This window comes from Marinifilum breve (genome assembly GCF_003202155.1).
Lineage (GTDB): Bacteria > Bacteroidota > Bacteroidia > Bacteroidales > Marinifilaceae > Marinifilum > Marinifilum breve.
In genome coordinates this window covers 117,199-139,781 of sequence record NZ_QFLI01000012.1, presented here as the reverse complement: position 1 = coordinate 139,781, position 22,583 = coordinate 117,199, and the positions used below count along the sequence as shown (strand labels likewise).

The following is a 22,583-nucleotide window of genomic DNA, read 5'->3' as shown; positions in this document are numbered from 1 at the left end:
AGATATATAAAAAGCGATCCTGTTTAGGATCGCTTTTTTTATTATAGATGCCTAATATTTGTTCTATTTTTTTATCTTAGACGATTCTTATTTAGGAATTAAACAAGGATAAAATGATGGAGATTACGATTCCTCAGAAGCTAACAAATAACTTTCAAGGTGTAGTGTTTTTTACCGATTTGTATCATCGTACAAAAAAATGCTATGGCGAAGAAATCGTATTCAATTTTGAGGAAACGAAAGTCATTGAGTCTAACTTGTTCTCTATTTTGGGCTGTTTGATTTCAAGTTTGGAGAAGAAGAAAAACAAAGCTCGCTTAATTGGCATTCAGGAACCAATTGACAACTTATTTAATACCAAAAAACTGGTGAATGGTGCTGCCAAGAAAGATTTATGGAAGCATTTAATCAAATGCCAGAATTTTACAAGTCCTGACGAAGGGGCATTGTCAGAGTATCTAGAGACTAAAATCTTTCCTGAGAGACCAGATATTAGCCTAAATCAGCACTTGAAAATGGCAATTCAGCTTTGTGTTGCCGAGGTATTTAGAAATGCCTTTGTTCATAGTAGATGCCGAGAGGTCTTTATATCGCATTATTTTTCGGTATACAATAAGAAGTTGTTTGTTACCATTGTTAACAAAGGAAAGTCATTTGTAGATATATCTTCAAGCAATCATCCCATAGCAGCTGTTGAATGGGCTGTGCAAAATGGGACTACAACATTTAAGAGAAATCACAAAGGAATTGGTTTATTTACCATCAGACAATTTGTACAGCAAAACCAAGGAAAGATTCAAATCATGTCTGGAACAGCGGTTTGGAAACAGGTAAAACAACGAACCTTCTCAAAAGAGTATGAGAAGGCTTTTCCAGGAACGATTATTACGTTAGAATTTAATATTTAAGTTATTTCTGATAGTTCATTTTTGAGAATAAATCCCAAAGAACAATACCACAACTTACCGAAATATTGAAGGAGTGTTTGGTTCCGAATTGAGGGATCTCAATACATCCGTCAGAGGCATCAACAATTTTTTGTTGCACGCCTTTCACCTCATTTCCGAAAATTAAAGCATATTTTTTACTAGCATTGGTTTCGAAATTTTCCAGTGATAAGCTATTTTCAGCCTGCTCAACCGAGTAAACATCAAACCCATTTTCCTTTAATTTTGCAACAGCATCTTCGGTGTTTTTAAAATATTCCCATTGTACCGAATCTTCCGCTCCCAATGCAGTTTTATGCAATTCTCTGTGTGGAGGAGTTGCAGTGATACCGCATAAATAAACAGCTTCGATTAAAAGTGCATCCGAAGTACGAAATACAGAACCAATGTTATTTAGGCTTCTTACATTATCTAATACAATGATAATTGGAGTTTTATCTGATGCTTTAAATTCGTCTATGCTTTTGCGATCTAATTCGCTGTTCTTTAATTTTCTCATTCTATTGTTCTGTATTCTTTATTGCGGAACAAAAATAAAAAAAGGAATCCGAATGGGATTCCTTTATATGGTATTTTGTGTAATTTCTTACCAATTAACTGGTTTACGACGAACTGGCATTGTCATGCATCGTGCTCCACCACCACCACGAGGTAGTTCAGAACCTTCAATAGTAATTACATATTTTTCGTAATCAGAAAGTTCAACTTTATGGCGAATGATATCTTTTGCACGAAGAATTTCAAAACCATTCTTGTTCATTGCTTCCATTGTATGGATATTTCGACCATAACCAACAACTTTACCAGGACCTACAGCAAAGAAGTTTGCACCACTGTGCCATTGTTCTCTTTCCTGGTTCCATGGATCACCATTTCCACCACAGAAAATAGGCTTAAGATCCATACCTAATTTTTTCAATGCTTCAAGAAGGTTGTTTTCTCGTCTAATATCAAGCACTTTTCCATTTTGGATGGTAATGTGTACAGTTTGATATTTGTTAGGACGCATGATTAGTGGTTCGTAAACCATACATTTATCAACATCCAACAATGTAAATACCATGTCAAGGTGAATGAAAGATTCTGGTTGACTTGGTAGTTCCTGTACCAAAATATGACGTTGTTTTTCTTCTTTCTGCGATAATAACTGAGCAAGAATAAAATCAATACCTTGAGTTGTAGTTCTTGTTCCATTACCAATCACCAAAATGTCATCACGAGCGATAAGAACATCACCACCTTCAATCATACAGTTAGGATCTACCAATGGATTATCGATTGGATTCACAGTTTTTGTATTAAATCCTGGAGTATAATCGAAAATTGATTGCATGATTAATGATTCGCGATCGCGAACACCATTAGCCATTTTACCAATCAATACTTCGTTCAATACCGACATTGAAGCATCGCGAGTAAAAAAGAAATTGTGAAGCGGACGCATTGCATAACGTTCTTTACTTAAGAATTTGGTAAGGTTATCAGCTTTTAAAGGTACACCTTCAATTAAAAGTCTTGCCAATTCTGTAGGTTCTTGATCCAGCAAGTAATCTTTGATGCAATATGTATTGCCTTTAACGGCAATGTGTGGTTCCATTTTACAAACTCTGTCGATTATGGCCTCTTTAGCTTTTTCATCCTTAAGGACATTAGCCAAAAGATCTTTAACCTGGTAAGTTTGTGCAATTTTACCTAGTACACCGCTCAACTGTTTGTATTCATCTCTTGCTACGTCAAGGTTTAAAATATCGCTATAAAGTGCTCTTTCGGCATTTTCAGGAGTCATATTTTCGACTTCTGCACCCGGAGTATGAAGGATTACTCCTTCTAATTCACCAATCTCCGATCTAACATTTAATTCTACATACTTAGTCATGCCCGATCTGTTATGTCTTTTTTAAACTTGTTTGTTGTACTATATTGTGATTTGCAAAAGAAGTAAAAATTAAGTGCATCCCAAAAAATAGTCTTAAGTAAATTTCATGTTTTTTAAAATCTCCACAAATACCTATTAATCTAGATAAATAGGGGATTTATGTGTATTTAATTAAAAACATCACTTATGTAAATAGTAGCTGATTATTCAAGTTTTAATAACCAGCAGCCTGACCATCTTTTCTTGATTCAGAAGCACCATAATACACGCTATTTTTTTCATCGAACATTATGGCTTGATATCCTCCAAATCCACCAGTACTATATTTTATTTTGTGGCCCTTTTGCATTAATTCTCTTATGCTTTGGTAGGCGATGCCCGATTCGAGATTTACCCAGCCACCATCTTTCATTTTTGTGCCTGTTGGTTGCGAGGAACCTTCGTGACGAATTCGCGGAGCATCACCGGCTTCCTGTAGATTCATACCGAAATCAATTAGGTTAACTACAATTTGAGCATGCCCTTGTGGTTGCATGGCACCGCCCATTAAACCGAAACTGATAAATGGTTTTTCATCTTTTGTAATAAAGGCTGGAATGATGGTATGAAATGGGCGCTTTCCTGGAGCATACACGTTCGCATGATCTTCATTCAGACTAAAAAGTTCCCCTCTGTCCTGAAGAACAAAACCAAGACCTTTAGGTGTCATTCCCGATCCCATTCCTCGATAATTACTTTGAATGAGTGATACCATATTGCCTTCTTTATCGGCAACGGTAAGATAAATTGTGTTTCCTTGTTCCAATTCTCCTGCAGGATATTCTCTTGCAGCCTTATTGGGATCGATTAATTCCTTTCGCTCCAATGCATATTCATTAGATATCAATTCCTTTATTGGTATTTCTGAAAAATCAGGGTCCGTGTAAAACTTTGCACGATCTTCAAATGCCAGCTTTTTTGCTTCAATAAAGGTGTGTAAGTAATCCGTTGACCCAAATCCCATTTTGGCAATATCGTAATACTTTAAGATATTAAGAATTTGAAGGGCAGCAGTTCCCTGTCCGTTTGGCGGCAATTCCCACACCGTGCAACCTCTATAATTTACTGATATAGGATCAACCCATTCCGATTTGTGCGAAGCCAAATCTTCGTAAGAAAGAAAGCCGCCTTGTTCTTTAATGTATTTTGCAATGCTTTTGGCAATATCGCCTTTGTAAAAGGCATCTCGACCATCTTTGGCTATTTTTTCATAGGTGTTTGCCAGGAATGGATTCTTAAAAATTTCTCCTTTTTGAGGCATTTTACCATTTGGCATATAGGTTTCTGCAAAACCAGGATATTTTTTTAATCTCTTGGCTGAGCCATTCATATAATAAGCAATTAATTCGCTTACCGGAAAACCTTCCTTTGCATAAGTGATTGCAGGTTGTAGAATTTTTTCCATATCCAACTTACCAAACTTTTTGTGAATGGTAAACCAACCATCAACACAACCTGGAACCGAAACAGGAAGTGGGCCATAGGCTGGAATTTTTCCATTGGTATTTTGCTTTAAATAATCTAGCGTAAGCGATTTTGGAGATCGTCCACTTCCATTTAATCCGTACAATTTCTTGGTTTTTGCATCCCAAAGAATCACGAAAATATCACCACCAATTCCACATCCGGTGGGTTCCATTAATCCGAGAGTTGCATTGGCAGCTATGGCTGCATCAACAGCATTTCCTCCTGATTTGAGAATGTCGAGTGCAACATGTGTTGCCAATGGTTGACTGGTACAAGCCATTCCATTTTTAGCAATTACCTCTGATCGAGTTGCGAAATTGAATCCAGTTATTCGATCCTGAGCAAAACTATTTATCGAAAGAATCAGCAATAGAAATAGGGGAATAAATTTTTGCATAATGGTATGTTTTGGTAATTTCTTTAAAGATAGAAAGATTAACTTTGAGTTGTGAAGCGATTGGTTGGATTGGGCATATTAATAATGGGAAGTATCTTGATTTTGCTGTGTACAGAATCAAATGCAAAAACTCGTGCTGAAGATAGATACAATCTATTATTAGATACTGTGGTTTTTGCAGATACCAATTTGCATGTAAATCTGGATGAAATCAGTGTTAAGAGATACAAGAAACGAAAAAGAAAACATTACCGCAGCACCCGAAAATATTGGCGTACGGTTCGTAATGTAAGAATCGTTTATCCATATGCCGAGGAAGCCAACAACACCATTGTTCGTTTGAATGAACAATTGAAAAATGTCCATAGTAAAAAGGAACGCAGGAAATTAATCAGGAAAGAATACAAAGGCTTGATGAAAGAGTACAAAAAGCCATTAATGAAACTGAAGATCTCGCAAGGGAAACTATTAATGAAACTGATTGACCGAGAATCAGGGCATAGTAGTTATTACCATTTGAAGGAGTTAAAAGGATCGGTAACAGCCGTGTTTTGGCAATCAATTGCTGCAATGTTTGGTACTTCGTTAAAGGCAGAGTACGATCCTTTAGGAAAAGATTGGATGGTAGAAGAAATTTTAGATCGGATTAAAAACAGGGAGTTGCCACCACCTTATCCACTTCGCACCAAAAGGAAGTTTCCGAGCACAAAAGAAATGCTTCCGCACACATAAATATCTCTCTGCACGTTAAGGTAATGCTTCCGCACGCGAAGAAACTTGTTCCGCACGGTCGGGTACCCCTTCCGCACACTCGGGAAGAGTTTCCGCACGCAAGTTTTCTTGTTCCGCACGCCGAGGTACCCCTTCCGCACGAACAGGAAGTGCTTCCGCACGCAAAGGTACCCCTTCCGCACGCCAGGAAATTTATTCCGCACAGTTCGGAGATACTCCATCCGCGTGCAGAACCATCAATTTGGTGTGCGCAATTGGAATTATGGTGTTCGGAGCTTCTGATTTTTGTTGCGGACAGGTTGTTTATTGATTCAGAGATTCTTTTTATGTGTGCGCAATGCTTACTTCCTGCAATAATTAGAACAGTTTTTCAATTCTATCATCAAACAGCTGCGATTTTTCAATGTACTCCTTAAACTTTTCGGGATTGGTTTCAAAATGTGCTTTCACAATCTTAAAATTCTCGTCTCGTTCTTGTTCAATGCTCATTCTGTAATGGTTCATCAGCTTTTCTGTTGCAGATTCCCATGCAAAGTATTTGTACAAACCAAACTTGAAAATAAAACTCACTATCAGCGAAATCAGTAAAAGAGTCCAATTTTGAATAGGCAACTCCAATACCAGTGAAACCATTAGTATAAAAACAGGAATTACCGATGAAACACAGAAAAGTCCAATCATTAAATTGTTATAGTACTCAGAAAAACGAGCCACTTTCTTTTTAGTAGAGCTATAAAATCCAAGCCAGTGAATAAACAGGTTAAGCGCCAGAGAGTATAATATAATAGCAACTTCAGGAGCAGAATTTAAGCTGAAAAATATCCCCACAAACACTAAAATGTTGGAAATCATAAATGGGTAAATGTGGTTTTCACCTGGATCTTTGGTGTTTCTGTTTTTCATAGAATAAAGCTAAGCAAAAGAAAGTACGCATTTGTAAACTATGCGTACTTCTATTCTGATGTTCTAAGTTTTCTGATTGGATTATTACAGAGCCATTATTGTTTTCACAACATTTTCAGCTCCTTCACCAATCTGAGCAATGGTAGCATCAAGCATGTAACATGGCGTGGTTACAATTTTATTTTCTTTATCGAAAACAATTTCACCGTGGCCTGTGTTTATATGTGTTGCACCTAAAGATGTAATTGCCTCTGCAGTTCCCGCATCTTGTCCGATGGTAACTTCAACCTTGCCAAGTATTTTAGCAATTAGGGCAGGAGCAATACACAATGCACCAATTGGTTTTCCAGCTTCATGCATGGCTTTTAGTGCAGTTTCAACTTCTGGATTCACATCACAATCAGGACCTTTAAATGCAAAAGTGCATAGGTTTTTTGCAACGCCAAATCCGCCAGGGAAAAGAATTGCATCGTAATTGCTAGCTTCGAACTCCTTTAAATCTTTAATATTTCCTCTTGCAATACGAGCAGCTTCAACCAACACATTTCTTTTTTCAGCCATTTCCTCACCAGTAATGTGGTTGATAACATGATATTGATCGATATTAGGAGCAAACATTTCGTATTCGCCACCATTTTTCGAAATGGCATATAATGCCAAAGTAGCTTCGTGAATTTCAGATCCATCGTAAACGCCCGAACCAGCTAATACGACAGCAAATTTTTTCTTTGAGTTCATGTTGATATGATTTAAATATTTAGATGCAGATTATTTTGTCTAATTTGTGGACTCGAAACTGTAAATTGTTAAACTCATAGGTTCAAGTGGAAACCAAACGTATTTTCATAGCAATAAAGATAAATAATACCGATCAAATTCGCGCGATTTTTCGACAAGTTCAGATGGATTTAAAGGACGAGTGGATAAAGTGGGTAAACTTGAAAGGTTTACACATAACTTTGGGCTTTATAGGTGCGACTGATGTGAGAAAAATAGGACTAATTGTAAACCGACTAAGAGGTAGTGCCAGTAAATTTTCACCATTTCGATTGCAACTTAAATCTCTGGGGGCATTCCCATCATTAAGCAAAGCTCGTGTATTGTGGATTGGTGTTGATTCTGATGATTTGATTTATGACTTAAGGAAGGATATCGTGAAGCAGTTGGAATATATTGTCGAAATCTCAGATACCCGATTTTCTCCACATCTTACAATTGGCAGAATAAAACATGGTGTGAAGAACGCAGATTTGGTGAAGGAAAAATTGGAGTTACACACCAACTGGTGCGATGAAGAAATCTTGGTTAGTGATTTTGTACTAATGGAAAGTAAAACAACCAAGCAAGGACCAATTTATGAGGTAATGGAAAATTTTAACCTGGGTTGAAAATGAAATGATGATATTTTAACAAAGGGTTTTTTCAGTTGTTTGAAATAAATGTAAATTTGGGCTACAAAAAAATAACAAATATGATTACGATAGAAACATTGGTGTTTAATCACTGGCAAGAAAATACTTACATATTACACGATGAAACAGGAGAAGCAGTTTTGATTGACTGTGGAGTGTTTTTCGAAGAAGAAGGAAAAAAACTAATCGACTTTGTGGAAAAAAAGGGATTAAAGTTGGTAAAGCAATTAAATACTCACCTGCATATCGATCATGTTTTGGGTAATCAGTTCATGAAGGACACCTTTAATTTATTAACCTGTGCTCATAAAGATGATGAGTTTTTGTTGGCAGAAGCTCCTAATTATGCAGTTCGTTTAGGATTGGAGAATGTTGTTGAACCCCCTGCAATGGGGGAGGCCATTAAAGATGGTGATGTAATCAAATTTGGTAATTCTGAATTAAAAGTATTGCACGTGCCAGGACATTCGCCAGGACATGTTGTGTTTTACAACGAAGCACAAAAATTTGTGATTGCTGGTGATGTTTTATTCCGCGAAAGTATTGGTAGAACTGATCTTCCTTACGGCAATTACGAACAATTAATTGGGGGAATCAAAGAAAAACTATTGGTTCTAGCTGATGATGTAGAGGTTTATCCTGGTCATGGGCCATCAACATCAATTGGTCACGAACGTAACAACAATGTGTTTCTGAAAGGATTATAATTTTCATTTATAAGATACAAAGCCTCTTCTTTTTGAAGGGGCTTTTTCTTTTTGGATGATTGTAGATACACTAAACAAAATTATTAACATGTTCGAGATTAAAAACTTGGATAAAAATATGACAAAAGTCATCTTTGTATTGATCTAAAAAACAAAAAGTTAAGTTGATTGTTCTACTTGCGAAGGAATGTTAAAAAACAGCGTTTTAAAAGCTTATTTTACTACTTGAAAATTTAAATCTTTTGCTACTTTTACAATCAAATTTATTTATAAACAACAACAACTAAATAAACAACAATATGGCAAGCGAAAAGTTTGTTTCTCGTCACATTGGTCCTCGCAACGGCGATATTAAGACCATGTTGGAAACTGTAGGTGCTCCATCATTGGATGCCTTAATCGAAGAAACTATCCCTTCGGATATTAGATTGGAAAAAGATCTGGATTTACCTGAAGCTTTATCGGAGTATGAATATTTCGCGAAGATTAAAGGAATTGCTGCTAAGAATAAATTGTTCAGAACTTTTATTGGACAAGGTTACTACGATACGATTACTCCTGCTGTAATTCAAAGAAATATTTTAGAAAATCCAGGTTGGTATACTCCTTATACTCCATATCAGGCAGAGGTTTCTCAAGGTAGATTGGAAGCTCTTTTGAACTTCCAGACAATGGTATTGGATTTGACCAAAATGGAATTGGCTAACTGTTCTCTTCTGGATGAAGCTACTGCTGTTGGTGAGTCGATGTACATGATGATGGGACTTCGTTCTCGTGCTAAGAAAAAGGCTGGAGCCAATAAAGTTTTTGTAGATCAAAACATCTACACTCAAACTCTTGATGTACTAAATACACGTGCAAATCCTCTTGGAATTGAACTAATTGTAGGTGACTATAAATCATTCGAGTTTGATGAAGCTGTTTTTGGTGCTATCGTACAGTATCCTGCTGCAAATGGTAGTATCGAAGATTATGCTGATTTTGTAGAAAGAGCTCATGCTTCTGATGCATTGGTATCGGTTGCTGCTGATTTAATGAGTTTGGTATTGTTAACCCCTCCAGGTGAATGGGGAGCTGATATCGTTGTTGGTACAACTCAACGTTTCGGTATTCCAATGGGATATGGTGGACCTCACGCTGCTTATTTAGCATGTCGCGAAGCCTACAAACGTAATGTTCCTGGTCGTATTATTGGGGTTACTAAAGATGCTCAGGGAAATCATGCAGTTCGTATGGCGTTGCAAACTCGTGAGCAACATATAAAGCGTGAAAAAGCGACTTCAAATATTTGTACTGCTCAGGCATTGTTGGCAACTATGGCAGGTTTCTACGGAGCTTACCATGGAGCTGAAGGCTTAACCAGAATTGCTAAGCACATCCATGCTGGTGCGGGTGAATTATCTGAAGGAGTAAAAGCTTTAGGATACACACAAAATGTAGAAAATTTCTTTGATACAATTGAGGTTGTACTTCCTGAAGGAGTAGCAATGGAAGATATCAGAAATGCAGCTTTAGAGGCTGAAATGAACTTCCGTTATATTGATGAAAAAACAGTTGGTATCTCTTCTGATGAAAAAATCAGCAAAGAAGAGATCAATACCATTTTAAATATTTTTGCTAAAGCTGCTGGTAAAGAAGTTGAGGCAAAAGAAGCAGAAGAGAAAGTTTACTTTGATGGTAAGTTCTCAAGAACAAGTGATTTCTTAACTCTTGATGTTTTCAACCGCTATCGTTCAGAAACTGCAATGATGCGTTACATGAAAAATCTTGAGAAGAAAGATATTGGATTGAATACTTCTATGATTTCATTGGGATCTTGTACAATGAAATTGAATTCTGCAGTTTCGATGTTACCTATGAGTTGGCCAGAATTTGGTGGAATTCACCCATTCGTACCAATGAATCAGGTTGAAGGTTATACTGATATGATTTCTGAACTTGAGAAATGGTTGTCAGAAATTACAGGTTTTGCAGGATGTACTTTACAACCTAATTCTGGTGCTGCAGGTGAGTACACTGGTTTGATGGTTATTCGTGAATACCATATCTCTCGTGGAGAAGGACACAGAAATGTAGTTTTAATCCCTTCTTCGGCTCATGGAACAAATCCAGCTTCAGTAACAGTTGCAGGAATGAAACCTGTGATTGTAAAATGTGATGAAAATGGTAATGTTGAGTTTGATGATTTGAAAGCAAAAGCTGAAAAGCATGCTGAAGATTTATGTGCTTACATGATTACCTATCCTTCTACTCACGGTGTATTCGAAACCGGAATTAAGGAAATGATGAATTTGATTCATGAGAATGGTGGTCAAGTGTACATGGATGGTGCAAACATGAATGCTCAGGTTGGTTTAACTAACCCAGGATTGATTGGTGCTGACGTTTGTCACTTGAACTTACACAAAACATTCTCTATTCCTCACGGTGGTGGAGGTCCAGGTGTTGGTCCAATTGGTGTTGCTGAACATTTGGTACAATTCTTACCATCTCATAAATGTGTGAAAACTGGTGGTGAAAATGCTATTACAGCTGTAGCTGCGGCTCCATTTGGTTCTGCAAGTGTATTGCCAATTACTTATGGATATATTGCTATGTTAGGTGCTGAAGGTTTAACAGAGGCTACTAAAATGGCAATTTTGAATGCAAATTATTTGTCTTCTTCATTCCAGAAATTAGGTTTCAAGATTCTTTATACAGGTGAAAACGGACGCGTTGGTCACGAAATGATTTTCGATTGTCGTGAGTTTAACAAGTCAGTAGGTATTACCGATACTGATATCGCTAAGCGATTGATGGATTATGGGTTCCATGCTCCAACTTTATCTTTCCCTGTACACGGAACATTAATGGTAGAGCCAACTGAAAGTGAGCCTTTGGAAGAGTTAGATCGTTTCATTGAAGCATTGGCTAAGATCAATGAAGAGATGAAGGAAATTGAAGATGGTGTTGCTGACACTGTTGACAATGTATTGAAAAATGCTCCTCATACTCATAAAGTATTAACTGCAGACGAGTGGAATCACACTTATACTCGTCAGAAGGCAGTGTATCCATTAAAATGGGTTGCTGATAACAAATTCTGGCCAACTGTTGGTCGTGTGGATGATGCTTTCGGTGATCGTAACTTAATGTGTACATGTGCACCGTTGGAAGTATACAACGAAGAATACGTTGATGCTGACTAATTAGTCAATAAGATAACTTGATATATAAAATCCGGTGAATTTCTCATCGGATTTTTTTATTGGCAAAAGGGCAAAAAGAAACAAGGAGGCTGCCCCTGCCTCCTTGTTAATGTTCTATTACTAACCCTAAAATTTAACTATGAAATAATGAATTGAAAAATAATCCATTAAAATCTATATCATATTACGTACAAGTTTGTAAAAAGTTCGTGATGTTTTAATAGTTTTGCCTTAGTTTTCAAGTAGTTATTTTCATAAGAATGGAAAGAATCCTTAAAAATAAGGCCTTTCATAAGAGCAAAAAAAAATGAAAAAAAATATATTTTTTTTCATTTTTTCTATGAATATTTAAAAGTTTTCTAATCAATGGTTTAAGCTATTTTAAAAAGCTTATTAGAATTCATTTTCGATAACTAAAGTTAAGATATCCTTTAATTCTCGATCCATTGCAGCAACCTGTTTAGGGATGAAACTATTTGCAGTCATACCTGGAACAGTATTGGCTTCCAGTATAAAAATTTCATCTTCTTTGATCATGTAATCTACGCGAACAATGCCTTTGCATTTTAGGGCATCGTATACTTGAGAAGATATAGTTTGAATTCTATCTGACAATTCTTTAGAAATTCTTGCCGGTGTAATTTCTTCCGCCATATTTGGATCATATTTGGCTTCGAAATCGAAGAATTCTTTCTTTGGTAACACTTCAGTAACAGGAAATACTAAATTTTCTTTTTTGGTTTTTACCAAGCCACAAGTGAATTCTAATCCATCAATGAATTCTTCTATAATAACCTCTTTTCCTTCCTTAAATGCTTTTTCAATGGCTTCATTCAAGTCCTCAACTTGTTTTACCTTCGAAATACCAAAACTTGAGCCATCAGCATTTGGCTTAACAAAAACAGGTATTCCTAATTTTGCATGAATATCTTCAATAGAATATTCATCATCTTTCTTTAGAAGAACTGATTTTGCAAAATTAAACCCTAAGCTTTTTAAGTATGAATTGCAGGCGTGCTTGTTAAAGCTTAATGCACTGCTTAAAACATCACAGGTTGAATGTGGTATTCTTAATAGCTGCAAATATCCTTGAAGAATTCCATTTTCACCAGGAGTACCATGAATCGCAATGTATGCAAAATCGAATTTTGTTTTAATTCCATTTTTGGTAAAACTAAAATCATTTTTATCGATAGGGTAGGATTCGTCCTCAATTTTTACATTCCACTCTAATTCTTTTAATTCAATTAAATATGGATTGTAAAGATCTTTATCAAGAGTATTGAAAATATGGTCGGCCGTTTGAAGTGAAATCACAATCTCGGCTGAGTCTCCTCCTGCTATTACGGCAATATTTCTTTGCATGGCTTGTATAGTGCTTTGTTATTCTTCTCTGCTAGCTGTATAATCTCTCCATTTTTGAATTACACTGCTCATGTCTTCAGGAATCTCCGAATTGAAAGAAATGTATTCTCCAGTTGTAGGATGATCGAAACCTAGAGTTTTAGCGTGTAATGCTTGTCTTGGACAAATTTTAAAGCAATTTTGAACGAACTGTTTGTATTTGGTAAAGGTTGTTCCTTTTAGGATTTGATCTCCACCATAATCGGAATCATTAAAAAGAGGATGGCCGATATGCTTGAAGTGAGCACGAATTTGGTGAGTTCTTCCTGTTTCTAAAATACACTCAACTAAATTTACGTACCCCAATCTCTCTAGAACGCGGTAGTGAGTTACAGCATGCTTTCCATATTCTCCATCAGGAAAAACATCCATCACTTTTCTGTTTTTCAGATTTCTACCAATGTGACCGGTAATTGTTCCTTCGTCGTTTTCCAAATTTCCCCATACCAAAGCGCGATATTTTCTATCACTGGTTTTGTTGAAGAACTGTAATGCAAGTTTGGTTTTGGCTTCTTCGGTTTTTGCAATTACCAAAATACCAGAAGTATCTTTATCGATACGATGTACCAAACCTGGTCTAGGATCCTTTGAATTGAAAAGTGGTAATTCCTTTAGGTGATGCGCAAGAGCATTTACCAAAGTTCCGGAATAATGTCCGTAAGATGGATGAACCACCATACCTGGGTTTTTATTAACAATCAGGAAGGCGTCATCTTCATAAACAATGTTCAAAGGAATATCCTCAGGAATAATTTCAATCTCGCGTGGCGGATAGCTCAAAACAATGGTGATAACATCGTTTGGTTTTACCTTATAGTTACGCTTAACTGGTTTGTCATTAACATTGATACATCCAGCATCAGCAGCTTCCTGAATTTTATTTCGTGAAGCATTCTGCATTCGATCTACCAAATATTTATCAATTCTAAGCATGCTTTGCCCCGGATCAACTTCGAATCGAAAATGTTCGAATACTTCCTGATTATTATCTAATTCCTCTTCCGAGTTGAAATTATCTTTTGGTTCTTGTGTCATTACTTTTGCTGTGTTTAATAAAGCAATTTGCCTAATCTTTGTTGAAGCAGCGAATCCGCTTGTTGAAGCTTAAGAGTATCTTTTGTTAGCCAAAGATCAATATTGTTTCCTGGACGAATTTTTCTGTTTTCGTTGTAAGCTGGATATTGCTTGAATACTTTAGCTTGCATAGAATCAATTTGATTTTTAATGGTTTCGTCGAATTGTATCTTGCCAACATTTAAATTTGACATGATTATTTTCTCTTTGGCTTGAGAATTGATTTTCCCCATTAAATTAGGAGCTAAAACTCCGAAAGTATTACCTCTTCCCAATACCAAATCAATAGTTGCACCTTTATCTATCATACTTCCTGCTCCAATTGAATCGCCTTTGTACTTAGGATAAAGTACCAAGTTGAAAAATTGACTTTTTTCATATTTCAATCGACCAATTTTAAATCCATTGGTAATAAGTAACTCGTAAGCCTGACGGAATGAATTGTCGACTAAATTTGGAAAACGTACCTGTTCTGGCTTGTGTGCATTAACAGTTAAAAACAGATTTCTATTTCTTTTGACAATGGCTCCAGCTACAGGTCTTTGATCCAAAACAGTTCCTGGTTCATACTTTGGATTGTAGATTGAATCGTAAACAGTGAATCGCAGATTTTCTTCATCTATTGTTTTAGCAGAATCTTCAAGGCTGGTTCCATACAAATTCGGAACAGTTAATTTTTCGCCATGATGTGTATACCATTTTAATCCTGAAAGGGTAATCCATACAATAGTAATGGTTATAAGTAAGGCAATACCTAACTGAATTAAAAAGAATCTGCTTTTAAAAAAATTAGTTGATTTCATTCGAGTCTGTTTTTCTTTTGGGTTGGCTATTGTCATAAAGGTCAATAGTTCAATTAACGACAAAAAATACTTATTATTTCAGTATTTTTTTGCGTCTTACAAAAATAGCAGAGATTTTTAGATTTAAGAAATGAGCTACTGCAAATGCTGCTTCATTCCTATAAAAAGGGCAAAAAAAAAGAGCTCCCTTGGAACTCAATCAATTTTAGAAAGCTTGAAGCCTTAAAATACAAAAAAGTAAAGAATTTGAATTCTTTACTTTCTGTATATTGGTTACTTAATTGTAAAATTAAGCTTTGTGTCTGCGCTCGCTTGAAACAGAAACTTTCTTTCTGCCTTTAGCTCTTCTACGAGATAGCACTGCTCTTCCGCTTACAGAAGACATTCTCTCTCTGAAACCGTGCTTATTTCTTCTCTTTCTATTTGATGGTTGAAATGTTCTTTTCATCGCGAAAAATTTTTATCGAATAAAGTTATTATATGCGTTGATTTTGGACTGCAAAAATAAGTTTTTTTTTAATCTAACAAAAGGATGATGCAAAATATTTTTCCTAAAGCTCAAGATGTACAACTTTTTTAGTCTCAAAGAACTCCTCTTCGAAGAAGTTGGTACAGTCGAAAATCTGCACTTTATCGCCGTATCCAGCTATTTCTTCCTGAAAATCGCCACCCTTGATATAAAGAATACCATTTGCCAAACTATTTTTATCTTTTGGTGAAGAATTTTTGCGAACCATGTTCACAAATTTTGGAAATGCAGTAACGGCTCTACTTACAATAAAGTCGAATTTTTCTTTTACTTGTTGAACTCTAGTGTGTTCTGCTTTTACATTTTTTAATTTTAAAGCTGTAGCGACTTCATTCACTACTTTTATCTTTTTTCCGATGGAATCTACCATGTAAAAATCGCATTCCGGAAAAAGAATAGCCAAAGGAATTCCTGGGAAACCTCCACCGCAGCCAACATCCATGATTTTTGTGCCAGGTTTAAATTTCATTACTTTGGCTATTGATAATGAATGCAAAACATGATGCAGGTATAAAGAATCAATGTCTTTACGCGAAATTACATTGATTTGACTGTTCCAGTGGGTATACAAATCTTTAAGCTGAGAAAAACGATCTTTTTGTTCCTCAGTTAAATCTGTAAAATATTTTTCGATGATTTCCATGCCAATTTTATTTTAGGTTGGCAAAGATAGAACTAATTCGCATTCATCGTTTTCCAACAAAAAAATTATTTCTTTTTCTTCTCGATTTTTACCTCAGAATCTTTCAGGTTGTTGAAGAGTAATTCACGGGCTCTAAACAATTGAGCTTTTACAGTTCCGATTGGCAATTTTAGCTCTTGAGCAATTTCTTCGTACGAAAACTCTTCAAAATAACGAAGTTCAATCAGTCGGCGATAGCGTTCTTTTAGCTTGCCAACTTCATTCCGCATAATTTTTGCTTTCTGTTTCTTTACAAATTCTTGTTCAGGATTAAGACTACTTGATTCAAGAGTAATGGTTCGTTCATTTTCAGCATCATCTTTTCCATCAATGGATATTGTATTTCCTCTCTTTTTTCTTAGAAAATCAATACAATTGTTCGATGCAATTTTGAATAACCATGTGCTAAAAGCATATTTTGGAGAATATTGTCTGATGTTACGGAAAGCTTTACCGAAAGCCTCAAAGGTTAAATCTTCAGCATCGTTCTTATTATTTACCATTTTTAATAACATGAAAAATATGGCGTCCTTGTATCTTTTAAAAAGCTCTTCATATGCTTTTTGATCGCCATTAACTGAAGCTTTTACCAGCCTATAGTCGTATTGGGCTTTTTCTGAGAGATTCGGATTTATTTCCATTATGATCGTTTACTGTATATGTGACTTTGTATATAAAATAGCAATTTATACAGAGGTCTTAATAAGACATATACATACGAAGATAAAAATAAATTCTCTTCCCTCAAATGCCTTATTGAAATTTTAAAACAGTATCCTTTTATAAAAAAAATGACCATGCATATTGCAAGTAATGAAAAATATAGTTGTGTTTTTAGTAAAGCCAGAATCAGAAGGACTATAAACAGAAAATGTGTGATCGGTTCCAAATCCAACAATAGTTTTCGTTTAAACGGAATGTACTTCCTACTCTTGAAATAATGCTTATTGATGATTTTCCAGGTTTTGTAGTGGTTTTTAGTATCGATAGTGATTTTGCAATCTGGATTTGTGCAGAAAGTATAATCTGATTTCTTAGCTAAATCCATGCATAAAATGTGATCGTAGCCTGCTTCGAAATGTGCATTTCCTGCATATCCTTTGTTAGCGAGAAAGTCAGATTTTAAAAAGCTCATGTTAAAAGCATTGCCTGCATACAACTTATTTATACTTGTAAATGAAGCTAGTTTAATGGTTTGTTTGATAATATCATACCTTAAAAAGTTGTAGAAGAATCCTTTTTGATACTCGAAATTGCTATAAGCATTGTGTAGTTTTCCTTTTGCATGTGCAATTGTGTTTGATAACCAAGTTTTGCTATTGGTAAAACCATTTGGATTGAGATGTATAATTTGATTGTATTTCGCAGCTTTTACACCAATGGTTATTGCCAGTTTTTTGTTGTGCTTGAATTTCTCGTCAATTGGAATTTGGGTTGATCTAAGGTTTGGATAGACATTTTTCAACCTGATTAGTACATCTTCAGTATCGTCAACACTTCCATTATCAACTACAATTATTTCATATTCCGGATAGTCTTGTGTCAATAATCCCGGAAGGTTCTTTTCTAAATATTGTGCTTGATTTTTTGCACATACAATTATTGAAATAGGAATTGTTTCTGAATGAATGTATGGATTGTTTTTAATTTTCAATTTTCTACAATAGAAAATTGAATAGATTAAATCTATAAGAAATGTAAGAACCAATCCGATAATTAAAAACCATTGAAATGGTGTGAGAGGGTGATAAAAATATGTTTCCAATTTTATATTTTTTTGTGCAGTCCAAATTTAAACGAATCTATGATAAATAGAGCTTGTGAAGGCATTTTTTTATTGAAAAAAACTGATTTAAAGATTGTAGTTTTTGGTCTGTAGAGCCTATTATATTCATGATTAAGATTTATTAGTATCTTTGCTGCCGATTTTGCAAAAAAACTATTCTAGGATTTTGCAGTTTTAAAACAGTCAATATGGATTTTAAATTACACAAAACCGATCCAAAGTCTTCTGCAAGAACAGGAGAGTTAACAACAGATCATGGAAAAATACAAACTCCGATTTTTATGCCTGTGGGAACACTTGGCTCGGTAAAAGGAGTACACCAGCGCGAACTTCGTGATGATATCAACGCTGAAATTATTTTAGGAAATACTTATCACTTGTATTTGCGTCCTGGTTTGGATATTCTTGAAAAAGCAGGAGGATTGCATAAGTTTAATGGATGGGAAAGACCAATATTGACTGATAGTGGAGGATTTCAGGTATTTTCTTTGGCTGACAATAGAAAATTGACTGAAGAGGGAGCAATGTTCCGATCACATATTGATGGGTCGAAACATTTCTTTACGCCGGAAAATGTAATGGATATTCAAAGAACTATTGGTGCTGATATTATTATGGCATTTGATGAATGTCCTCCAGGAACATCTACCTACGAATATGCTAAGAACTCCTTGGAACTTACCCAACGTTGGTTGGAGAGATGCGTGAAACGTTTCGATGAAACAGATCCTAAATATGGTTACTCACAAACATTGTTTCCTATTGTACAAGGTTGTGTTTACGATGATTTAAGAATTAAAGCTGCTGAACATGCCGCTTCGCTTGATCGTGAAGGATACGCAATTGGAGGTTTGGCTGTTGGAGAGCCTGTAGAGGAAATGTATTCTATGATTGAAGTGGTGAATGATGTTCTGCCAGAAGATAAGCCTCGATATTTAATGGGAGTTGGAACTCCAGTAAATATTTTGGAAGCCATTTCGCGAGGTGTAGATATGTTTGATTGTGTAATGCCAACCAGAAATGGTAGAAATGGTATGATCTTTACAAGCGAAGGAATCATCAATATCAAGAATAAGAAATGGGCTGATGATTTTTCTCCTATAGATCCTAATGGAACTTCTTTTGTTGATTCAGCTTATTCCAAAGCATACGTGCGACATTTGGTACACTCAGGTGAATTGTTGGGATCTCAGATTTGTAGTATCCACAACTTGGCATTTTACTTGTGGTTGGTTCGCGAGGCAAGAGAGCAAATTAATGCAGGAACTTTTGCAGCATGGAAAGATATCATGGTTAAAAAGTTGGCAACACGTTTGTAAGTGTTAAAAAATCTTACAATAAGTCAGCTGTAATTGATATTTGAAGAATAAGTTATACTTTTAATTCGGCAAATTTAAATTCGGGTTTTCCGAGAGTATTAGAAAATAAAAATCAGGTTTTGAAGAAATTAGATCTATATATTATCCGAAAGTTTTTGGGTACATTCTTTTTTGCGATTGTTCTAATCATTAGTATCTCAGTTATTTTCGATTTTTCGGAGCATATCGATGAATTTATCGATAAAGAAGCACCGCTTAATGCGATTCTTTTTGATTATTACCTGAATTTCATACCCTACTTTGCTAACTTGTTTAGTGCCTTATTCACCTTTATTGCAGTAATATTCTTTACTTCTAAAATGGCTTATAATACCGAAATTATTGCCATACTTAGTAGTGGGATTAGTTTTAGGAGAATGATGTTTCCTTATTTTATAGCAGCATTAATTATTGGTGTGTTTTCATTTGCCTTGAGTAATTTCATTATTCCACCTGCAAATGCAAAAAGGATAGAGTTTAACGAAACTTATATTAAAAAGAAATATAGAAATAAGGAAAGAAATATTCATCGCCAGATAGAACCAGGTGTATTTATTTATATGCACAATTGGGATACGGGAAGTAATACAGGTTATCGATTTTCATTGGAAAATTTTGAAGGGAAAGAGTTGAAATCGAAACTGACGGCGAGAAATATTAAATGGAATAAGGAAAAAAACAAGTGGACCATTAATGATTATTTTATAAGAAACATTGATGGAGACAAAGAGAGTTTTGAACACGGAAAAAAAATAGATACAACACTAAGTTTTGGTCCAAAGGAGTTTGGGCGCAAGAAATACTTAGTTGAAGCAATGAACTATACGGAGCTGAACGATTATATCGATCAGCAGACCATGAGAGGAGACAGTAATATTAATGCTTATAAGATTGAGAAATATAAAAGAATGGCTAATCCATTTTCAACATTCATCCTTACTTTAATTGGTGCATCACTTGCATCGCGAAAAATTCGAGGAGGAATGGGACTTCATTTGGGAATTGGTTTGCTGTTAAGCTTCTCGTTTATACTTTTCTTACAGATTTCGGTTGTTTTTGCTACCAATGGTAGTATGAACCCGATGTTAGCCGTTTGGTTGCCAAATATTGTATTTACTTGTGTTGCTTTATATTTATATCGAATTGCTCCTAAGTAGAATTATTCTAAATAGTTTTTTTGGAAAAGTTTTGATTATCAATGTAAAGAGCTTATTTTATATAGCTGCTCCGTATGGGTATTTTACGCCAGAATTTTTTTCTAGCGCAAAAATTACTAACGTTGTAGCTTGGAATTTTGTGTGCTGCACGGAATTCAACATATATAGAAATATATATTTTCTAACTAAATGTACAGATTATGTCATTGAAACGAAACATTCTTGATCTTAGAAAGAGAAAAGAAAAAGTGCTTCAAGGTGGTGGTGAGAAAGCCATTCAGAAGCAAGTTGCAATGGGGAAATTGACTGCTCGAGAAAGGGTAACATCTATTTTAGATGAGGATTCTTTCCACGAATATGATTTATTCGTAGAGCATGAGGCCCGCGACTTTGGCATGGAGAAGAAACAACTTCATGGTGATGGAGTTATCATCGGAACCGGTACTATTTACGGTGAGCCTGTTTGTATTTTTGCGCAGGATTTTACTGTAGCTGGTGGTTCTCTTGGTCTTATGCATGCAAGAAAAATTACTAAAATCATGGATCATGCGTTAAAAATGCGTGTGCCGTTGATTGGTATTAACGACTCAGGGGGAGCTCGTATTCAGGAAGGTGTTAACTCACTTGCCGGATATGGTGAAATCTTCTTCCGTAACACCTTAGCATCTGGTGTTATTCCTCAGTTGTCTGTAATTCTTGGTCCTTGTGCTGGTGGAGCTGTTTATTCTCCTGCACTTACCGACTTTGTGTTTGTGGTTGAAAACATCTCTAAGATGTTCATTACCGGTCCAGAGGTAATTAAAACTGTTTTGGGTGAAGAAATTAGTATGGAAGAACTTGGTGGAGCTAGAGTACATAGCGAAATTACAGGTAATGCTCATTTCTATGCTCAAAGCGAGTACGAATGCTTCGAACAAATTAAGAAGCTCCTAACCTTCATTCCATGGCACAACGGTAAAAAAGCTAAAGCTTTCCCACCAAAGCCACCAAAACCAGAATACAAAATTGAGGAAATTGTACCAGCTGACCCAACTCAGCCATACGATATCCGTAATGTAATTAAAGCAATTTCTGATGATTCTGATTTCTTCGAAATCATGGAGAACTTTGCGAAAAATATCGTTATTGGTTTCGGTAGAATGAATGGTGAAACTGTAGGTTTTGTAGCAAATCAGCCTATGGTGTTGGCAGGTGTGTTGGATTGTGATTCATCTGATAAAGCTGCTCGTTTTATCCGTTACTGTGATTCATTTAATATTCCAATTGTAACTCTTGAGGATATGCCAGGATACCTTCCAGGTGTTGACCAGGAGCACATGGGTGTTATTCGTCACGGTGCGAAGATTCTTTATGCATACTCAGAAGCTACTGTACCTAAGATTACAGTAATTATCCGTAAAGCATACGGTGGAGGTTATATTGCAATGAACTCTCGTCATATGAAGGCAGATTTCATGTTTGCATGGCCAACTGCTGAAATTGCGGTAATGGGACCTGAAGGAGCTGCTAACATTATCTTCCGTAAGGAGATTATGAATGCAGAAGATCCTGAAGCAATGCGTAAAGAAAAAGTTGCTGAATATAAAGAGAAGTTCGCTAATCCTTATGTTGCAGCTGCTAAAGGTTATATTGATACTGTTATCGAGCCAGAAGAAACTCGTAACATGTTGTTACACTCAATTGAGGTTTCAAACAATAAAGTTGATAGAAGACCTGAGAAAAAACACGGTATTCCTCCATTCTAAAAATTATTCGTTATGGAAAATTTAAAAGAATTCAACGTTGATGGTACTGTATACAAAACAGAATTAACCAAGAAGTTTGAGAGTAGAAAAAATTGGGAAAGACCAAATCCTAAACATCTTCATTCTTTCATTCCGGGAACAATTGTTGAAATTTTCGTTAAAGAAGGGCAGGAAGTAAAGGCTGGAGAAAGCTTAATGATTCTTGAAGCGATGAAGATGAAGAATCAGATCGAAATGCCTTTCGACGGTGTTATTAAAAAGATTCATGTTGAAGAAGGAGTAAAAGTCCCTAACAAAATGTTAATGGTAGAGATTGAGTAATCTTTCTGATATGAAAATATTAAGGGATTGTTGTAATGACAATCCCTTTTTATTTG

Annotated in this window: 21 protein-coding genes; 9 read left to right on the top strand and 12 right to left on the bottom strand. The window is 35.6% G+C overall.

The window, feature by feature from the left end:
- Positions 1–113 precede the first annotated feature (113 nt).
- A complete protein-coding gene (locus DF185_RS20745; RefSeq protein WP_110363263.1) occupies positions 114–908 on the top strand; it encodes an ATP-binding protein in 795 nt (264 codons plus the stop codon).
- Between the two features lies 1 nt (position 909).
- On the opposite strand, the gene DF185_RS20740 is transcribed toward DF185_RS20745, so the two are convergent.
- The 3 genes from DF185_RS20740 to ggt all read right to left on the bottom strand — a co-directional run bounded on the left by DF185_RS20740 (position 910) and on the right by ggt (position 4,726).
- Positions 910–1,446, bottom strand: a complete 537-nt coding sequence (locus DF185_RS20740; protein ID WP_110363261.1) for an RNA methyltransferase — start codon at positions 1,444–1,446, stop codon at positions 910–912.
- Between the two features lie 87 nt (positions 1,447–1,533).
- Positions 1,534–2,823 carry an arginine deiminase gene (locus DF185_RS20735; protein WP_110363259.1) on the bottom strand — a complete coding sequence of 430 codons (1,290 nt, stop codon included), beginning with the start codon at positions 2,821–2,823 and terminating at the stop codon, positions 1,534–1,536.
- A 214-nt stretch (positions 2,824–3,037) separates the two neighbouring features.
- Positions 3,038–4,726 carry a gamma-glutamyltransferase gene (gene ggt / locus DF185_RS20730; protein ID WP_110363257.1) on the bottom strand — a complete coding sequence of 563 codons (1,689 nt, stop codon included), beginning with the start codon at positions 4,724–4,726 and terminating at the stop codon, positions 3,038–3,040.
- Between the two features lie 51 nt (positions 4,727–4,777).
- On the opposite strand from ggt, the gene DF185_RS20725 reads away from it, so the two are divergent.
- Entirely contained in the window at positions 4,778–5,458 is a 681-nt protein-coding gene (locus DF185_RS20725; protein WP_133250112.1) for a DUF4294 domain-containing protein, read from the top strand.
- Between the two features lie 357 nt (positions 5,459–5,815).
- Here DF185_RS20725 and DF185_RS20720 read toward each other — a convergent pair whose 3' ends face one another.
- Together DF185_RS20720 and elbB are read right to left on the bottom strand one after the other, a co-directional pair.
- Positions 5,816–6,361, bottom strand: coding sequence for a hypothetical protein (locus tag DF185_RS20720; protein WP_110363253.1), 546 nt, complete (start codon positions 6,359–6,361; stop codon positions 5,816–5,818).
- Between the two features lie 84 nt (positions 6,362–6,445).
- Positions 6,446–7,099 carry an isoprenoid biosynthesis glyoxalase ElbB gene (gene elbB / locus DF185_RS20715; RefSeq protein ID WP_110363251.1) on the bottom strand — a complete coding sequence of 218 codons (654 nt, stop codon included), beginning with the start codon at positions 7,097–7,099 and terminating at the stop codon, positions 6,446–6,448.
- 86 nt (positions 7,100–7,185) lie between these two features.
- On the opposite strand from elbB, the gene thpR reads away from it, so the two are divergent.
- The 3 genes from thpR (at position 7,186) to gcvP (ending at position 11,668) form a co-directional block, all read left to right on the top strand.
- Positions 7,186–7,749, top strand: coding sequence for an RNA 2',3'-cyclic phosphodiesterase (thpR, locus tag DF185_RS20710; RefSeq protein WP_110363249.1), 564 nt, complete (start codon positions 7,186–7,188; stop codon positions 7,747–7,749).
- Positions 7,750–7,832: 83 nt separating this feature from the next.
- A complete protein-coding gene (locus tag DF185_RS20705; RefSeq protein WP_110363285.1) occupies positions 7,833–8,480 on the top strand; it encodes an MBL fold metallo-hydrolase in 648 nt (215 codons plus the stop codon).
- Between the two features lie 299 nt (positions 8,481–8,779).
- Complete coding sequence (gene gcvP, locus DF185_RS20700) at positions 8,780–11,668, top strand: aminomethyl-transferring glycine dehydrogenase (protein ID WP_110363247.1); 2,889 nt, start codon at positions 8,780–8,782, stop codon at positions 11,666–11,668.
- A gap of 393 nt (positions 11,669–12,061) precedes the next feature.
- On the opposite strand, the gene DF185_RS20695 is transcribed toward gcvP, so the two are convergent.
- The 7 genes from DF185_RS20695 to DF185_RS20665 form a co-directional block, all read right to left on the bottom strand.
- On the bottom strand, positions 12,062–13,033 hold the full coding sequence (locus DF185_RS20695; protein WP_110363245.1) for a D-alanine--D-alanine ligase: 972 nt from the start codon (positions 13,031–13,033) through the stop codon (positions 12,062–12,064).
- An 18-nt stretch (positions 13,034–13,051) separates the two neighbouring features.
- Complete coding sequence (locus DF185_RS20690) at positions 13,052–14,107, bottom strand: RluA family pseudouridine synthase (protein WP_110363243.1); 1,056 nt, start codon at positions 14,105–14,107, stop codon at positions 13,052–13,054.
- Between the two features lie 14 nt (positions 14,108–14,121).
- On the bottom strand, positions 14,122–14,949 hold the full coding sequence (locus DF185_RS20685) for a PASTA domain-containing protein (RefSeq protein ID WP_165836088.1): 828 nt from the start codon (positions 14,947–14,949) through the stop codon (positions 14,122–14,124).
- Positions 14,950–15,238: 289 nt separating this feature from the next.
- Positions 15,239–15,397 carry a 50S ribosomal protein L34 gene (gene rpmH / locus DF185_RS20680; protein ID WP_110363239.1) on the bottom strand — a complete coding sequence of 53 codons (159 nt, stop codon included), beginning with the start codon at positions 15,395–15,397 and terminating at the stop codon, positions 15,239–15,241.
- Positions 15,398–15,500: 103 nt separating this feature from the next.
- Complete coding sequence (gene rsmG, locus DF185_RS20675) at positions 15,501–16,121, bottom strand: 16S rRNA (guanine(527)-N(7))-methyltransferase RsmG (protein WP_110363237.1); 621 nt, start codon at positions 16,119–16,121, stop codon at positions 15,501–15,503.
- A gap of 65 nt (positions 16,122–16,186) precedes the next feature.
- On the bottom strand, positions 16,187–16,801 hold the full coding sequence (locus DF185_RS20670; RefSeq protein WP_110363235.1) for an RNA polymerase sigma factor: 615 nt from the start codon (positions 16,799–16,801) through the stop codon (positions 16,187–16,189).
- Positions 16,801–17,925: a glycosyltransferase gene (locus DF185_RS20665; protein ID WP_165836087.1), complete on the bottom strand. Its 1,125-nt coding sequence runs from the start codon at positions 17,923–17,925 to the stop codon at positions 16,801–16,803. Before DF185_RS20665 ends, DF185_RS20670 begins: the two co-directional genes overlap by 1 nt.
- Positions 17,926–18,134: 209 nt before the next feature.
- Between DF185_RS20665 and tgt the strand changes: the two genes are divergently transcribed.
- The 4 genes from tgt to DF185_RS20645 all read left to right on the top strand — a co-directional run bounded on the left by tgt (position 18,135) and on the right by DF185_RS20645 (position 22,527).
- Positions 18,135–19,265, top strand: a complete 1,131-nt coding sequence (gene tgt / locus DF185_RS20660; RefSeq protein ID WP_110363231.1) for a tRNA guanosine(34) transglycosylase Tgt — start codon at positions 18,135–18,137, stop codon at positions 19,263–19,265.
- Between the two features lie 119 nt (positions 19,266–19,384).
- Positions 19,385–20,461: an LptF/LptG family permease gene (locus DF185_RS20655; RefSeq protein WP_110363229.1), complete on the top strand. Its 1,077-nt coding sequence runs from the start codon at positions 19,385–19,387 to the stop codon at positions 20,459–20,461.
- Between the two features lie 200 nt (positions 20,462–20,661).
- A complete protein-coding gene (locus DF185_RS20650; RefSeq protein WP_110363227.1) occupies positions 20,662–22,206 on the top strand; it encodes an acyl-CoA carboxylase subunit beta in 1,545 nt (514 codons plus the stop codon).
- Between the two features lie 12 nt (positions 22,207–22,218).
- Positions 22,219–22,527, top strand: a complete 309-nt coding sequence (locus DF185_RS20645) for a biotin/lipoyl-containing protein (protein ID WP_110363225.1) — start codon at positions 22,219–22,221, stop codon at positions 22,525–22,527.
- Positions 22,528–22,583 lie beyond the last annotated feature (56 nt).

Coding starts and splice junctions, on each gene's coding strand:
- DF185_RS20705 (WP_110363285.1), top strand. CDS start 7,833: ATGATTACGATAGAAACATTGGTGTTTAATCACTGGCAAGAAAATACT.
- DF185_RS20745 (WP_110363263.1), top strand. CDS start 114: ATGATGGAGATTACGATTCCTCAGAAGCTAACAAATAACTTTCAAGGT.
- DF185_RS20670 (WP_110363235.1), bottom strand. CDS start 16,801: ATGGAAATAAATCCGAATCTCTCAGAAAAAGCCCAATACGACTATAGG.
- DF185_RS20740 (WP_110363261.1), bottom strand. CDS start 1,446: ATGAGAAAATTAAAGAACAGCGAATTAGATCGCAAAAGCATAGACGAA.
- tgt (WP_110363231.1), top strand. CDS start 18,135: ATGGATTTTAAATTACACAAAACCGATCCAAAGTCTTCTGCAAGAACA.
- elbB (WP_110363251.1), bottom strand. CDS start 7,099: ATGAACTCAAAGAAAAAATTTGCTGTCGTATTAGCTGGTTCGGGCGTT.
- gcvP (WP_110363247.1), top strand. CDS start 8,780: ATGGCAAGCGAAAAGTTTGTTTCTCGTCACATTGGTCCTCGCAACGGC.
- DF185_RS20695 (WP_110363245.1), bottom strand. CDS start 13,033: ATGCAAAGAAATATTGCCGTAATAGCAGGAGGAGACTCAGCCGAGATT.
- rpmH (WP_110363239.1), bottom strand. CDS start 15,397: ATGAAAAGAACATTTCAACCATCAAATAGAAAGAGAAGAAATAAGCAC.
- DF185_RS20650 (WP_110363227.1), top strand. CDS start 20,662: ATGTCATTGAAACGAAACATTCTTGATCTTAGAAAGAGAAAAGAAAAA.
- DF185_RS20690 (WP_110363243.1), bottom strand. CDS start 14,107: ATGACACAAGAACCAAAAGATAATTTCAACTCGGAAGAGGAATTAGAT.
- DF185_RS20735 (WP_110363259.1), bottom strand. CDS start 2,823: ATGACTAAGTATGTAGAATTAAATGTTAGATCGGAGATTGGTGAATTA.
- rsmG (WP_110363237.1), bottom strand. CDS start 16,121: ATGGAAATCATCGAAAAATATTTTACAGATTTAACTGAGGAACAAAAA.
- DF185_RS20685 (WP_165836088.1), bottom strand. CDS start 14,949: ATGAAATCAACTAATTTTTTTAAAAGCAGATTCTTTTTAATTCAGTTA.
- DF185_RS20645 (WP_110363225.1), top strand. CDS start 22,219: ATGGAAAATTTAAAAGAATTCAACGTTGATGGTACTGTATACAAAACA.
- DF185_RS20720 (WP_110363253.1), bottom strand. CDS start 6,361: ATGAAAAACAGAAACACCAAAGATCCAGGTGAAAACCACATTTACCCA.
- ggt (WP_110363257.1), bottom strand. CDS start 4,726: ATGCAAAAATTTATTCCCCTATTTCTATTGCTGATTCTTTCGATAAAT.